The sequence below is a fragment of the Leptospira johnsonii genome (assembly GCF_003112675.1).
Lineage (GTDB): Bacteria > Spirochaetota > Leptospiria > Leptospirales > Leptospiraceae > Leptospira_B > Leptospira_B johnsonii.
Map to the genome: position 1 here is coordinate 1 of NZ_BFAY01000012.1, position 15,324 is coordinate 15,324.

At 40.9% G+C, this 15,324-nt stretch carries 11 protein-coding genes; 5 read left to right on the plus strand and 6 right to left on the minus strand.

What is annotated here, in order from left to right:
* Positions 1-305: 305 nt before the first annotated feature.
* Both LPTSP_RS17110 and LPTSP_RS17115 read right to left on the minus strand, forming a co-directional pair.
* Positions 306-923: a hypothetical protein gene (locus LPTSP_RS17110; protein ID WP_108929974.1), complete on the minus strand. Its 618-nt coding sequence runs from the start codon at positions 921-923 to the stop codon at positions 306-308.
* A gap of 93 nt (positions 924-1,016) precedes the next feature.
* Positions 1,017-2,054: a tyrosine-type recombinase/integrase gene (locus LPTSP_RS17115; RefSeq protein WP_108929975.1), complete on the minus strand. Its 1,038-nt coding sequence runs from the start codon at positions 2,052-2,054 to the stop codon at positions 1,017-1,019.
* Positions 2,055-2,574: 520 nt separating this feature from the next.
* Between LPTSP_RS17115 and LPTSP_RS17120 the strand changes: the two genes are divergently transcribed.
* The 4 genes from LPTSP_RS17120 to LPTSP_RS17135 all read left to right on the plus strand — a co-directional run bounded on the left by LPTSP_RS17120 (position 2,575) and on the right by LPTSP_RS17135 (position 11,685).
* On the plus strand, positions 2,575-5,031 hold the full coding sequence (locus tag LPTSP_RS17120; RefSeq protein ID WP_108929976.1) for a hybrid sensor histidine kinase/response regulator: 2,457 nt from the start codon (positions 2,575-2,577) through the stop codon (positions 5,029-5,031).
* A gap of 149 nt (positions 5,032-5,180) precedes the next feature.
* Positions 5,181-7,694: a histidine kinase N-terminal 7TM domain-containing protein gene (locus tag LPTSP_RS17125; protein ID WP_245915628.1), complete on the plus strand. Its 2,514-nt coding sequence runs from the start codon at positions 5,181-5,183 to the stop codon at positions 7,692-7,694.
* A 6-nt stretch (positions 7,695-7,700) separates the two neighbouring features.
* Entirely contained in the window at positions 7,701-10,688 is a 2,988-nt protein-coding gene (locus LPTSP_RS17130) for an MHYT domain-containing protein (protein ID WP_108929978.1), read from the plus strand.
* A gap of 1 nt (position 10,689) precedes the next feature.
* The gene (locus tag LPTSP_RS17135) at positions 10,690-11,685 is read left to right on the plus strand and encodes a response regulator (RefSeq protein WP_108929979.1); all 996 of its coding nucleotides are present in this window, start codon (positions 10,690-10,692) and stop codon (positions 11,683-11,685) included.
* Positions 11,686-11,689: 4 nt separating this feature from the next.
* Here the strand turns inward: LPTSP_RS17135 and LPTSP_RS17140 are convergent, their stop codons facing one another.
* The 4 genes from LPTSP_RS17140 to efp form a co-directional block, all read right to left on the minus strand.
* On the minus strand, positions 11,690-12,373 hold the full coding sequence (locus LPTSP_RS17140) for an SDR family NAD(P)-dependent oxidoreductase (RefSeq protein WP_108929980.1): 684 nt from the start codon (positions 12,371-12,373) through the stop codon (positions 11,690-11,692).
* Positions 12,374-12,377: 4 nt separating this feature from the next.
* Complete coding sequence (gene mtnB, locus LPTSP_RS17145; protein WP_108929981.1) at positions 12,378-13,013, minus strand: methylthioribulose 1-phosphate dehydratase; 636 nt, start codon at positions 13,011-13,013, stop codon at positions 12,378-12,380.
* 3 nt (positions 13,014-13,016) lie between these two features.
* Positions 13,017-13,550, minus strand: a complete 534-nt coding sequence (locus tag LPTSP_RS17150; protein WP_108929982.1) for a 1,2-dihydroxy-3-keto-5-methylthiopentene dioxygenase — start codon at positions 13,548-13,550, stop codon at positions 13,017-13,019.
* 94 nt (positions 13,551-13,644) lie between these two features.
* A complete protein-coding gene (gene efp / locus LPTSP_RS17155) occupies positions 13,645-14,211 on the minus strand; it encodes an elongation factor P (RefSeq protein WP_108929983.1) in 567 nt (188 codons plus the stop codon).
* A 181-nt stretch (positions 14,212-14,392) separates the two neighbouring features.
* Between efp and LPTSP_RS17160 the strand changes: the two genes are divergently transcribed.
* Positions 14,393-15,301, plus strand: a complete 909-nt coding sequence (locus LPTSP_RS17160) for a phosphate ABC transporter substrate-binding protein (RefSeq protein ID WP_108930226.1) — start codon at positions 14,393-14,395, stop codon at positions 15,299-15,301.
* Positions 15,302-15,324: the final 23 nt, after the last annotated feature.

Here is a 15,324-nt window from a genome sequence, read left to right on the forward strand (position 1 = left end):
AAAAGTGCAATAAGAAAATGCGTAAGCGCATACTCTTTTGCATTGTATAATACCTCAAGGTTCATATTAATATTTAATCAAAATTTTTTATTTCAATGAATAGATTCAAGTAATTTAAAACATTTCTTTGATTCTTTATATTTCGAAAATGGCGTATAACGAACTAGTCGCTCCGAAGTCGCCGTGCTGAGCGATAGCGAAGACGGGAACAAGAATTGCTCTGCAATTCGAGTTACCGAGGCGATTTGGCGGAGCCCAAGCGAGACCGAACGAAGTGAGTGTCGAAGCGCAGTGGAGCGACGCAGTTAAGCGCCGTTCGAACGTGAAACTGGAAAGCATTGTTTAACTCCAGCTGAAAAAATAAAGATACTTGGTCTTCTGTGGGTTCCCAAAACCATCTGAAACAGAAATAGCCTCTCCTCAAATTGCCTCAGTATTCCAAATGGACCGGTGGGATTTTTCAATTTGATACTTCGTTCACTAATAATTATTTCATCAAAAGCTTGATTATCAAATTGATTTTGCAAAAACGATAAGAAACCATTTTGACCAATGGAGTTTCCTGTTTCTGTTGATTCCAGTAACTCTTTTACCTCAGCCACCTCTGTATCATTTTCCGGAATTATCTTTATAAAACTTATACTTGGTTTGGACGTTGATTGCTTAATAAGTAAAGCATAATAATCTCTGGGTACCACCTGAGAATTTTTATTGAGAGAATATTTTTGTCCATATCCAACTATAATACATGAATCTTTATTAAATTTAGGAACAGTTCCGCGCTTAAATTTCTCTATCACAGAACAAAATGCTTCATTCGAATTCTCTTTGCATAAGCCAGAAAGATTCTTATCTAAATCTTCATCCGACTCCGCCCAAAGGTAGAAAGGAGTTATAAGTAATATAATTATAAATTTTTTCATAAAGATTATTTTCGTTCGTATGGCGCTTAACTCTGACTTTCTGCTAATTCGTCCATCCGGCCCAAAAACAGAGCATGGGCGAAGGTGCGTAAATCATAGCTCGTCCAGTGGACTTTTTATCTTAGAAACCATTGGGTCGACAATGCGAGCATAAATTTCAGTGGTTTTGACGGAAACGTGGCCAAGCAATCTTTGGATTAGCTTGATAGAAGTTCCGGATTCCAGGAGGTGAATCGCGAATGCATGACGCAGATCGTGGATCGAGACATCTTTAGTAATTCCTGCTTTTATTCTTGCCTGAGTGAAAATTTTTTCCGCGCTTCTAACACTTAGATTTTTTTCAGGGATTTGGCCTCGAAAGATCCAAGATCTCATTCCTTGCTTGTGAAGTACATCCAACAATTCATTTTTGCAACTATTGGGGAGAAGAGTGAATCGATCCTTTTGCCCCTTCCCTTGACGGATACGAATTGACTTTCGCTCCCAATCTAAGTCATCTCCTCTTAATTTCACAAGTTCACTCACGCGAAGGCCTGCTCCATAGCAAAGTCGAAGAAGAAGGCGATGTTTAAGGTTCGATGTAGATTCAATCATTCTCGCAACTTCGGATCTCGATAAAGATTCTGGAATTCGTTTCTCCCGTTTTGGATATGGATAAGTTTTTAAATATTTCTTACCTATTACGATATTATAATAAAACTTAAGAGATTGTAGAATGGATTTAATTGAATTGGAGGCTAAGTTCTTTTCATATAAAATCCGGTCCAAATAAGATTTTAAATCCGATTCGGTTACTATATATGGGTTTTTGCCTAAGGACTTTAATAAAGCCCTGTTGTAAAAAAAATAGGATCTTAAAGTTTTCCTACTGTAGTTTCTTCTGAGTAGTTCCGTTTTAAGGGGGATTAATAAAATTTCAGGATCAGCATCAATTCTATCCCCATAATCCGAAATGAAATTGGAAAGAAAAGATTCGGAAAATGGAATTTTCCAGACTTTTTGAACATTATCCCAACGAGAATTCGGGACTTTTCTTATTCTTTGATATAAATTCGTGTCATACGGAAACGAAATTACTGAGAAACATTTTCCATTCTCCCAAACGATTCGAATTTTAAGCGAAGCGGGCATAAGGAGAAAATAGAAATATACTAAATATATGTATAGTAAATTATTTGGATTTTAGAATATAGCTCCGCCCCTTCAGTCACACTGAAACAAAAAAAATCCTTTAGAAAAGAAATCGCCGGACCTCATTTGACGTTTCTGGTAGAGTTTTGCCTTTTTTATTCGCGTTTCGACTTATTGCCAGCAAATTCCGAAATTTCCGGAACGTTACCTAAGAAATATCCGTTATGCGTCTCTTTAGGACAAATTTATTGATCCGTTTGGAGAAAAATTTTGTAGGAGGTCTAACAGGCATTAGCGGCACTTAATATGCTTTGTCGGAGAATTTTTGAATGTATACTATAGAACTCCATCACTCAAAGGATAATTGTTGAATGACAAAACCGGCAGGATCCTATAAAAACGGAATGATTCTAATAGACCTTTTAGGGAAATTAGATATTCTATTTTTTCCGCATTCTTTAAATTTGAAATGAATTCGTTTATTTTCGGACCTATTGCATTTCTATATTAGGCAAACCAGATGGATCATTCTTCCTCTTCAGGCCCCGATTTTCGGCTTCTTTTCGAATCCGTCCCAGGTTTGTATCTGGTTCTTTCTCCAGAGCTCAAAATTCTAGCAGTGAGCAACGCCTACCTCAAGGCCACTCTGACTGAGAGAGATAAAATTTTAGGCAGAGGAATTTTCGAGGTCTTTCCGGATAATCCAGACGATCCGGAAGCGACTGGTGTAAGCAATCTTCATAGTTCCCTTCTTCGCGTTTTGGAAACAAAAGTTCCAGACACGATGGCTGTCCAAAAATATGATATCCAACTTCCGGAAGAAGAAGGTGGCGGTTTTACCGCCAAATATTGGAGCCCTTTAAACACTCCTGTCCTAAACAAAAAGGGAAAGGTAGAATACATCATCCATAAGGCGGAAGATGTTACAGAGTTTGTTCTCCTAAAAGAAAGAGGGGAAAAACAATCTGAGATGACTGAAGTACTTCGTTCCCGTACGGAAGAGATGGAAACGGAGATCATCCGTCGTTCTCAGGAATTGCAGTCAGCAAATAAAAGTCTAAGAGAAACTGAAAAGATCAAAAACGAATTTTTTGCGAATGTTTCCCACGAGCTTAGGACACCTCTTAGTTTGATCCTAGCTCCGGTTGAATCGATTCTTATAGATAAAGGATCCGGTCTTTCTTCCAACAATATCCAAATGTTGGAAACGGTCCATAATAATTCAGTCAGACTTCTCCAGATGGTGAATAGTCTATTAGATTTTTCTAAATTTGAAGCCGGGAAGATGAAGGTGGAACTCGAATCCACGAATATCAGTAACTTGATCCAGGCTATTTTGAAAGATTTCGAGCCGAGCGCTTTGGAGAAGAATATACTGATCCGAAAGGAGATACCTGCTTCCGATCTGTATATTTTGATCGACCGCTATTTATTCGAAAGGATTTTCTTTAATCTTCTTTCTAACGCTTTAAAATTCACTCCTAAGAATGGGAATATCTCCGTTATCATAACTCATTCGGAAGATCAACTTCTTCTTTCCGTTCAGGACTCCGGGATTGGGATCTCAGAAGCAGACCAAAAGATCATCTTTAAGAAGTTCCAGCAAGCAGAAGGTTCTTCTACCAGAAGGTTCGGAGGGACAGGACTAGGCCTTGCCATGGTAAAAGATTTTTCGGAACTTCTAGGCGGTTCTGTAGAAGTTTCCAGCAAGCTGGATTCCGGAAGCAAATTTAGCGTCAAAATCCCAGCTCAGAAAGTCGATTCAGGGGAGAAGGACCCTACTTCGAATATTTTCTCCCATTCTCCTCAATATTCTAGTTTAGAGATCTCTAATAAAGAAGATACTGACGTTTCGAATAAACCTAAAGTTTTGATCTGTGAGGACAACGAGGATCTTTCCAGTTATATTTATTCGCTTCTCTCTCCTTTATACCAGGTTAAGTCCGCTAAGAACGGGAAAGAAGGACTGAAATTAGTCTATTTCTGGGAGCCGGATCTGGTCCTTTCTGATGTGATGATGCCCGAAATGGACGGAGTTCAACTTTGCCAAGAGATAAAAGCGGACCCTAAAATTTCAAAGACCATCGTTGTACTTCTTACGGCTTTAACTCATAGAGAAGCTATGCTGAAAGGTTGGGAAGCGAAAGCGGACGAGTATTTATGTAAACCCTTTCATCCTGAAGAATTGATCGTAAGAGTGAAGTCGCTTCTTGCCATTGCGGAAGATAGAAAAAAGAATTTAGAAGCGTTGGAGCAAAAAAATTTCGAACTGGAGTTTGCAAATGCGGAATTGGAAGCATTTTCCTATTCCGTTTCTCACGATTTAAGGGCGCCTTTGAGAGCCATTCAAGGTTATACTCAAATGATCATAGAAGATCATAGTTCCGTTTTGAACGAGGAAGGGGTCCGATTCCTGAATGTGCTCATAGAATCAACAAAAAGAATGGAGAACCTGATCGATAATTTATTAGAATTCTCTAAAGTAGGGAAAAAAGAACTCAAAGATTCCACTTTCGATCTAACCGAAGTTGCCCAAACCGTCGCAAGCCAGATCAAGGACCAAACAGATCATAACGCAGAAATTATAGTCCACCCTCTCGAAAAAGTGACCACCGATCGAGACATGATGTCTTACGTGTTCCAGAATTTAATTTCTAATGCTGTAAAATATTCCGCTAAGAAGGAAAAACCTAAAGTGGAGATAGGTGTTACAAATACGGAAAAAGGCAAAGCATTCTTCGTAAAAGACAATGGTGCCGGTTTTGACATGAAATATTATAATAGGCTCTTCGGAGTTTTCCAAAGGTTGCATAGACAGGACGAATTCGAAGGCACCGGTGTAGGCCTTGCTATCGTGCAGAGAATCGTCACCAGATACAAGGGTTCGGTCTGGGCAGAAGGTAAACCTGGAGAAGGCGCATCCTTCTTCTTTACCCTGGGAGAAAAAGCCGGAACCGCGGTCGGTTTTAATAACTGAATATTCTGTTAACTCTATAATTTCTTTACTTAAGAGATAAATTTAATTTCCAAAGACTGGATCTATCAGGCGAAAACGTCTTATATTTTAAGCTTAGAAACTTTCTCCTTGAGCCGAAGGGGTAGCGTTCAAAATTAGTTTGCATGGGAATGGAAGTCCAATCTTTATCTTGGTTTAAATGGACTTCTTACGCGATCCTTCCCTTATTTAGTCTCCTTCTTTCTATCCTTACTTTTCGTTTAGGTTTCAAAAATAGACAAACTTCCGGAGCTCCAGAATTCATTCTGGTATGTCTCGGAATAGCTCTGTATAGCTTCGGTTATTTTTGGGAGATAGTCAGTACCAGACCGGAAAGTATTATTTTCTGGGACAATTTCCAATTTATCGGCCCAGACCTTCTGATCGTATCTCTTTTCTTTCTTTGCTTAAGAGTATCAAATCTAAGCAAGTTCATTCATCCGGTTAGCATTCTTCTTCTTTCTTTTATCCCAATCACTACAGAATTCGTGGTTTGGTTCGGGCAAGAAGAATTGATCCGCCCTTCCCTACGCTTCGATACCTCCGCACCTTGGCTGGCTTTGATCTATGAATACGGGCCTTGGATGCAGATCTATGTGATTAATTCCATTTCAGTATTTTCGATCTGTATTATTATTTTATTATATGGTATCTGGACCCAAAGAGCATTCCATAGGATCAGATGTTTGGTATTCCTGATCGGGATCTGTCTTCCTTTCGGAAGTCAGATCATGACGGCCGGAGGTTTTATCCCGTTCATCCATCCTAAGTTGGATATTTTCCCTTTGGCCGCCGGTTTTGCTCTGCTCATTTGGATGTACGGGCTTTTTTATTTTAGGATCTTAAACCTGATCCCTCTGGCGAGAAACCAGGTGTTCGAATACATACAAGATGCAGTTTTTGTAATGAATTCTTCCGGCTTCCTTCTGGATTGTAATGTTTCCGCGCTAAATTTGTTAGGAATAGCAAGGCTAAGACAAGATTCGAAACTCTCCGATTTCCTTCCGGACCTGGATGCTCTTGTGGAAGAATGCAATATTCATAAAAAGGCCAACACAGAGTGGAAAACGAACAACGGAAAATATTACGATGTTTCGGTTCGTTCCCAAAAAGCAGAAGGTTCCCAATTCAAAATTGTCGTACTTAGAGATGTGACCCAAAGGGCAATCTCAGAGAGAAAACTTTCGGAAAGAAGGGACATTCTACAGAGTATTTTAGACTCCACTAGTATTTTGTTCCTAGTTTTGGACGGAGATGGTAAATTAATTTTATTGAATAGAGCCTGCTTGCAGACCACAGGTTTCGACCTTATGGAGTTGGAAGGAAGAGTTTTTTGGGAAACCGAATTATTTGCAGACGAAAAAAATGCGATCGCAAAAGTTTTCGAGCATCGTTTCGCAAAGAAGAAGTTCCCGAAACATACAAGCGTACTTCTGAGAACAAAAGATGGAAAATCCAGAAGGACTCTTTGGGAGCATAAAGAAGTCCGAGACAGAAACGGTCATCTGCAATACGTTATCTCTACAGGAACTGACGCTACAGGTTTAGAAGAAGCTGAATTCCGGATCCTTACATTACAAAGAGCGAATCATGAGATCTTAGCTCAAAAAGCGATCATTGAGTCCCAAAAGTCAGATCTGGAAGATGCACTCCAAAATCTAACAAGAACCCAGGCAAAATTGATACAGGCCTCCAAACTAGCTGATCTAGGTCAGTTAGCGGCGGGAATAGCCCATGAGATTAATAATCCTATAGGCGCCATACAGGCGGCAGGTTTTAATATTCTTTCCTATCTTGAAAAGGTCAGAAAGGAATTACGTTCCATTCTTCCCCTTCTCTCTTCTTTATCCGATGAAGATTGGAACTCCTACAATGAACTCATCTCCTTAGGACTGTCTTCCAAGGAAATCCTGATCGGCTTGGAAAGAAGAAGAGTACTTGCAGAGATCAAAACGGAAATGAAATCCGCGAATATCCTTTTCCCGGAAGAAACCGCCGAATATTTTGTGGATTACGGGATCGCTTCTTCTTGGAAAAACTTCGAGAGTATATTAAAAAATCAGAATGCAAGGGAACTCCTCCCCTTCTTTTTGAACCTTTTGGGCCCGGAACAATGTGTAGATACAATCAAAACCGCAGTGGATCGTTCCGCAAAAATTGTATATGCACTCAGAAGTTTTGCACATTTCGAATCCTCTCATAAAAAGAGAAAATTTTCCTTAAAAGAAAATATAGATACTGTTCTAACATTATACCAAAATCTGTTCAAACATGGTGTAGAAGTTTCCACTAACCTGGATGGGGTCCCGGAGTTTTTCGGTTTTCCGGATGATTTAATGCATTTATGGACAAATTTGATCATGAATTCTGTCCAAGCAATGTCGTATAAAGGTTCCATTGGGATCAGCGCTTCCTTGCAGGGAAATGAGGTAATAGTTTCCATTCAAGACAAAGGGCCCGGGATCCCTGCAGAAGTGAAGGATCAAGTATTCGATGCATTCTTCACAACCAAACCTTTAGGTGAAGGTTCCGGTTTAGGTTTGGACATAGCAAAGCGGATTGTAGAAAAACATAAGGGAAGGATCTGGTTTGATTCTTCTCCTGGGAATACTATATTTTATGTGGGGCTTCCTTTCGAGGTCTGATTTTTTGTGATCGCATTTTTAGATAATTTTTTCATTTATAATTCTTCTTCTAAACTTCTTACGGCTACGTACAATCCTTGGTTGGTTGTTCTTTCCGTTTTGATGGCGATATTTGCATCTTATATCGCTCTTCAGATCGTAGGACAGAAGGTTCCAGAATCTTCTCCGCCCATTACAAAATATCTAATTTCTGCGGCGGCTAGCTTGGCCTTGGGCTGCGGCGTCTGGTCCATGCATTTTATCGGAATGCTTTCATTCGAGTTATGCACTACCGTTCAATACGATAAAAGTCTAACGATCTTATCTATCTTTCCAAGTCTTCTTGCTTCTACGATCGCTCTGTCATTCGTAAACAGACCCAAAATTTCGGGCAGAGAACTGGTGATAGGTGGATTACTTGTAGGTTCCGGAATAGGAGCTATGCATTATACCGGCATGGGAGCCGTAGAAACAGCTCCCTACTTACGTTATGATCCTTGGTTCTTCGCGCTGTCCATCATAGTTGCAGTGGTTCTTGCGATACTCTCTCTTTGGGTAAGATTCGGTTTGGAAAATTTGAAATTAGGCACTCTATGGCCTTCTCTAATTTCAGCCATCACCATGGGATCCGCGATTTCCGGAATGCATTATACCGGTATGGCAGCCGCAAGATTTATCGGAGAAGAAGATAAATCTCTAGTCCCTCAAACTGCTGATTCTACCTTTCTTGCGCTTTCCGTTTCTTTGATCACGATCGCTTTCACCCTATTTGCATTCGCAGTCAACTGGTTCTTGAGATATCGCGATCTAGTGAATAATTTAAAAGTCAGCGAATCCAGACTTAGAACGATCATCACCACTGCTGTGGACGGTGTAATTACCATGGACTCGCAAGGTAGGATCAGAGAATTCAATCATTCAGCAGAAGTAATCTTCGGTTATGAAAACAAAGAAGTGATCGGAAAAAATATCAGAGAACTGATGCCCGATCCATACTATAACGGAAGAGACAAAAATTCTGAAACAATGCTGAGCGCCGGCTTTGCTAAAATTATAGGAAGCAGTAGAGAGGTCATTGGTATCAGAAAAGACGGCTCCGATTTTCCGGTACGTTTAGCGATAGGACATGGAAAACTTGCAGGAGAAGATCTATTCGTAGGTTTTGTGACAGATATCAGCGAAAGAAAAATGATCGAAAACGCATTAAAACAAAGTGAACAACAAGTGCGTTCCTTGATCGAAAATATCCCCGGAATCACTTACAGATGTCTTCCCAATAATGACTGGAAGATGTTATTCATGAGCGATGCTTCCGAATCCATCACCGGCTACCCTGTCCAAGATTTTGTAAGCGCAAATTCAATACGTTCTTTCAAAGATATTATCCATCCAGACGATCTCAAGTCTGTAGAATACGAAGTAGAAGTCGCAGTTACCGGAAAGAGGACCTTCACTTTGGAATATAGGATCATCCACCAAAACGGTGAGATCAGATGGCTTTGGGAAAACGGATGCGGAGCTTACGGTGGAAATGGAGAAGCGATCTTTATAGACGGAGTTATTTTAGATATCACCGAAAGAAGAAGAATAGAAGAAGCATTACGTAAGGAGAAAGAAAAAGCGGAACTTGCCGCGATCACTAAAACTTCTTTCTTAGCGAATATGAGCCACGAGATCCGTACTCCGATGAACGCGATCCTTGGATTTACTGAAGTACTTCTTTCGGATGAATTAGAAAAAAATCATAGAACCCATTTGGAAACGGTCAAAAGTTCCGCAAAATCTTTATTAAGACTTTTGAATGATATTTTAAATACCGCAAAGTTGGAAAAAGGAGCGGTGGAATTGGAAGAAATGGACTTCTCCCTTTTCAAATTAGTCGCAGAATTAAAATCCACTTTAGGGATCAGCGCTCGAAAGAAAAATCTAGAATTCGAAGTAATCCAAGATCCAGATCTGGTTGAATTTTACAAAGGGGATTCGTTGCGAATCAGACAGATCCTAATGAATTTGATCGGTAACGCAGTCAAATTCACGGATAGAGGAAAAGTTAGTCTGAAAGTGACTAGGGAAGAAGGAAAACTCCACTTTGCTGTCCAAGATACTGGGATCGGGATCCAGCCGGATCGAATGGATAAAATTTTCGAACCTTTCACTCAGGCGGATATTTCCACTACTAGACGTTATGGTGGAACGGGACTTGGTACAACCATCTGCAAACAATTAACTGAATTGATGGGCGGCAAAATTTGGGCGGAGAGCTCTCTTGGAAAAGGAAGTACATTCCATGTCCTTCTTCCTTTAAAAGAAGGAAAACCTAAACAAGAGACCAAGATCCAAACAGGGATCAAACTTCCGGCTTTAAAGATCCTAGTCGTGGACGATGTGGAAAAAAATACAGAGCTAATTTCTCTTCTTCTCCAAAACCTAGGACATCAGGTGGAATCGTCCTATAACGGAGAAGATGCGGTAAAAAAAATCACGACTGGATCTTTTGATCTGGTTCTAATGGACGTACAGATGCCGGTGCTGGACGGTCGTCAAGCGACTAGAGTTATCCGAATGCATGAGGTCCAAGAAAACGTTTCCAGGACCCCTATTTTAGCATTGACCGCCAGCGTTTTTGAAGAAGATAAAAACGCAGCGAGTTTGGCCGGGATGGATGGATTCATCTCCAAACCTGTGGAGATGGACCAGCTAATAGCGGAGATCGCAAGAGTATTAGGTTATTCCGAAAGGAATGCCGATCCGGAAATCGTGTCTCCCGGAAAAGAAGTGGAATGGGATCCTAAACGGGCTTCTGTGCTTGCTAAGGAACTATCCGAATCTTTCCAAAGAGGTTCGATAGAAGAAGAATACGTGGAAGAATTTTCGGACCTGATCCGAACAAAAGTGGAAAATTCCGATTTTAAACTTTTTAGTTCTAAAATAGAACAATTCGAATTCGAAGAAGCTTATATTCTTCTCAAAAAATTCATTACCCAACTCGGATTGGATACGGATCTCGGAAAATAAAATGAGCCATCTACTCGATGATAGACCTAAAATTTTAGTCGTAGACGATGAAGCTGCAAATCTGCAGGTACTCAAACAAATATTACAAGAAGATTATAGACTTTTTTTTGCAAAGGATGGGATCAAGGCCGTTGAGCTTGCGATTTCCGAAAAACCGAATCTCATCCTTTTGGATGTGATGATGCCTGGAATGACAGGGCATGAAACCTGTAAAAAGCTCAGGAGTGAATCCTCTACTTCCAGGATACCTGTGATATTTGTAACAGCTATGGCGGAAGAAGAAGACGAGGCGGACGGTTTTGAAGCGGGAGCCGTGGACTATATTACAAAACCTGTAAGTCCTGCTATCGTAAAAGCTAGAGTAAAAACACATCTTTCTTTGGTGAGGAATGACGAACTAAAAGAGACTAGGCTCCAGATCATCCAAAGATTGGGTTTAGCGGCCGAATACAAAGACAATGAGACAGGGCTTCATGTGATCCGAATGAGCCATTATTCGGAAACTCTTGCTAGGGCCTTGGGCTATTCTCAGGACACCGCAGACAAAATTCTGCATGCTTCTCCCATGCACGATATCGGCAAGATAGGAATTCCAGATAGTATATTACAAAAACCTGGTAAACTAGATCCGGAAGAATGGGAGATCATGAAAACCCATCCCACCATAGGTGCGGAGATTATCGGGGACCATGATTCTTTGCTCTTACAAATGGCGAAGAGTATCGCGCTGAACCACCACGAAAAATGGGACGGAAGCGGTTATCCAAACGGGATCAAAGGAGATGCAATTCCGGTGGAAGCAAGGATCGTAACGATCGCAGATGTATTCGATGCACTTACCACGGAAAGACCTTATAAAAAAGCCTGGAGTGTAGAAGACGCAGTCAACCATATCCGAAAAGGGGCAGGATCTCATTTTGATCCAGGTCTTGTTCCTATATTTTTGAATTTGATGCCTGAACTTTTAGAGATCAGAGAACGCTGGGCAGAAACCTAAAAAATTATAACACACCCTTAGGCGGAAGAAAAAGGACCTCGTCCTGGTTGAAACTCGCAGGTTGAGAATACAAACTTTCTAAAAAGACGGCAGCATCCGAAGCAGGGACCATATCTTCTTTTTTGAAACCTTCTCTGCCATCCCAGATCGGAGTGTCTATTGCTCCGGCGTACACAGTTGTAACTCTTATCCCACGGTCTTTTACTTCTTCTCGAATTGCTTTTGCAAAACCGGCAAGGCCATGTTTAGATGCACAATAAGGAGAAGATTCCGGAAACCCTTGCCTCCCCGCAGTGGAAGAAATATAGCAGAGAAGAGATCCCTTTTTCATAGAAGGCAGAAGTTTAGAAGTCAGTAAAATAGGAGCGCTTAAATTCAAGGTAAGATGTTTTTGCAGATCTTCCCATTCTAGATCTTCTATTTTTAAGAATAGACCGTCACCGGAAGCGAAATAAATGGCATGGATCTCTTCCCAGCGTTCCGAAAGAAAAGAGGTGAATTTTAGGATCTGCTCAGGTTCCGCAAGATCGCAGTAGTAATTTTTTCCTCTTTCGAAACTTTCCTCCAAGGGTCTACCCCTTCTGGAAACCCCGATCGGGAAATACTCAGAATTTGCATTCAATTTTTCTAATAAAGATCTGCCGATCCCTGATCCGGCCCCGACTACAAGGATATTTTTAGATCCCATATTCTTACTTGGACATCGCCCGCACTTTTAATAAAAAATCCGCAGCTTCTAAATGCCGATTCGCCTGGATCAGATCCTTTCCCCAAACTGTGATCCCATGTTTTTCTATAATACAAAATGGAACCCTAGGTTTTGTCTCGGTAAGATGTTTTTCCAAATGATCCGAGATATCCTGCACCTTAGGATAATTGTATAGAACCGGAACGGCAACATTCGGGTTCTCATCCCAGATACCGAATGCCTTAATGATCTCTAATGGAAGAAGTGGAAGATCCTCGATCGGATTCTCCTTGGAAACTCCGATCTCGATCAGATTAGATTCAGGAGTATGAACATGAAGAGAACATCCCATTTCAGGAAAGGCTTTATAAACTGCTCTATGTATTGAAGTTTCCGCAGAAGGTTTGAGACCTTCTCTGCCTTTCCAACCTTCTAATACTTTTCCAGATTGTATCTCTACAGGAAGAAAATCTTTTCGAGTCAGTTTGTTCTTATCCAAACCGCTTCCGCTTACCCAGAATACGTTAGGATCTTTTTCGTCCTTGATAGAAAGGTTGCCCGCAGTTCCAGGCATCCATCCTTTAGAATGATATAGAACTCCCGACTCCGCAAGGCGGGTCAGGATCTTTTTTTGGGACATTTTTCAGACTAAGGCCGTAGTTTCTTCTACGTAATTCGGAACCCAGCCGCTCATGTCTTGGAAATAACGGACCGCTTTAATTCTTTTGTTCTCGTCCAGAGTGAACCAGTGGTTCGTATTCTTAGGAACAGAGATGAAATCATCCTTCTCCACTTTTACTAAAAACTTTTCGCCGGCGAGTGAGAATCCGAAAATCCCGGAACCATCTACGATATAACGAACTTCGTCGTCAGTATGATAATGCACTTTATCGAATTTGGCCAACATCTCGTTCAGGCCTGGAACTTGCGGATGAAGAACGATCAAATCTCTGGATTGATATCCTTCTTTTTCCTTTAAGGTCTCGAAACGATTGTCTAGATTTTTGAGGAGAGCTTCTTTCTCCTCGTCTACAAGAGTCAACTTGTCCGTAAGAGAATTTGAATTGTTAGGAACCGGCCAATGATCATATTGAATCCCTCTCTTATTCAGAAAAGATTTCACTTCAGAATTGTCTTTGATTTCAGGCAGTCCCGGTTTTTGGATTATAGTCGCCATCTGTTCCTCCTTTAGGTGGTTTCCCTTTTTGGCTCCGCACCCTTAAAGCCGTATCGCGACCTCTTGTCTATATAAAGGCCGCTTTTATAAAACCTTATTTATTGACCCTCTCCACGTAGGTAAGATCTCTCAAGTCGATCCTGATAGAATCTCCTTGTTTGATAAAAATAGGTACGTTGATCTCTCCACCGGTTTCTACAGTTACTCTTTTCAGAGCTGTTCCGGAGGTATCACCTTTCAGACCCTCTTCCGCATAAGTTACTTCCAGGATCGCAAAGTTTGGAGGAGTCACTCCGATAGGTTTACCTTCGTAGAAGGAAACTTCCATAGCGGTCTCTTCCTTTAAGAATGGAAGGATGTCCTCTAAGTATTCTTTAGACACCGGAAGCTGTTCGAAGTCGTTCGTGTCCATAAAGATAATATCATCGCCCTCGGAGTAACAGATGGTCATCTGTCTCTTTTCCAATTCCACGGATTCTAATTTTTCCGCAGCCTTGAAGGTCCTTTCGATGGAACTGTTACGGACCAAGTTCTTTAATTTTGTACGGATAAAGGCGGATCCCTTTCCCGGATTCACGAATTCGCTTTTTACAACGGAATAAAGTTCTCCCTCAACCTTGAGAACCATTCCCTTTCTAACTTCAGTGATGCCTAAGTTCATAAACGACCTAAAATAAATATTACGCTCCTTCTATATCCTTTCGGGAAGGCCGGGTGTCAAGCGATGTACTCGGGCTACCTTCGTTAATTGTAATATTTCAGGGCCAAAATCCGTTCGACTTTTCCCCTTACAAGAGGAGAATCCCCCTTTGGAAAAGATTTCCGGAGAACCAAAAGATTCGATGAAACAAAAATTAACGCTCTTACTCCTTCTGTCTGCCGTGCTATCGGTAGCCAATTGTAAAAAAGAACCCTTACTGATCACAGGCTCCGAAACCATGCATACATTATTGAACGTGGTAGCGGCCGGATACGCTAAGAAGAATCCGAATGTAGAAGTTACCGTCCAGGGAGGAGGTTCCTTTGAAGGGATAGAAAAATTATTCGAATCCAAAACTGATATAGCCGCTTCTTCCAGACCATTAACTCCAGAAGAACAAACCCAGTTTGAAAGAAAGGGAAGATTCGAGAATGTACTGATCGGTTATGATGGGATCGCTATCGTAGTGAATCCTGCAAATACTGTTTCCAAACTTACCTTGGAACAGATTTCCAAAATATTCTCCGGAGAAATAAAAGATTGGTCCCAATTAGGCGGAAAACCGGGGCCTATTCATGTAGTTCTACGAAACGATAAGAGCGGAACTGCCGCTTATTTCGAAACTCATATCTTAAGACAAAGAGACTTGGGAGAAAAAGAATACCAAGCTTCTAAGAAGAAAGAGTTCACAAGTGATTCCAAGGTGGTAGCGGATAACGATGAGATGGCAGATCTGATCGAGAAAGATATTGCATCGGTTGGATTTATGGGAATGGGAAGTGCACAGATCCAGAACAAAGGAAAAGTAAAAGCGGTTCCTTATTCCAAAACAGGAAAGGATCCTTTTGTGGAGCCAAACATCCAAAATGTTTCCGAAAGAAAATATAAACTCTCTAGAGGATTGTACCTATTTTATCTCTCCGATAGAGGTAAAAAAATTGATGAGTTCATTACTTATATCACTTCGGAAGAAGGACAAGCTATGGTGCTGAAAAGCGGCTATTTAAGAAGTACATTAAGTACTGTAGAAGTAGAAGCCACCAAACCATAAATTCCTAGTTCTGTCCGAAAAAA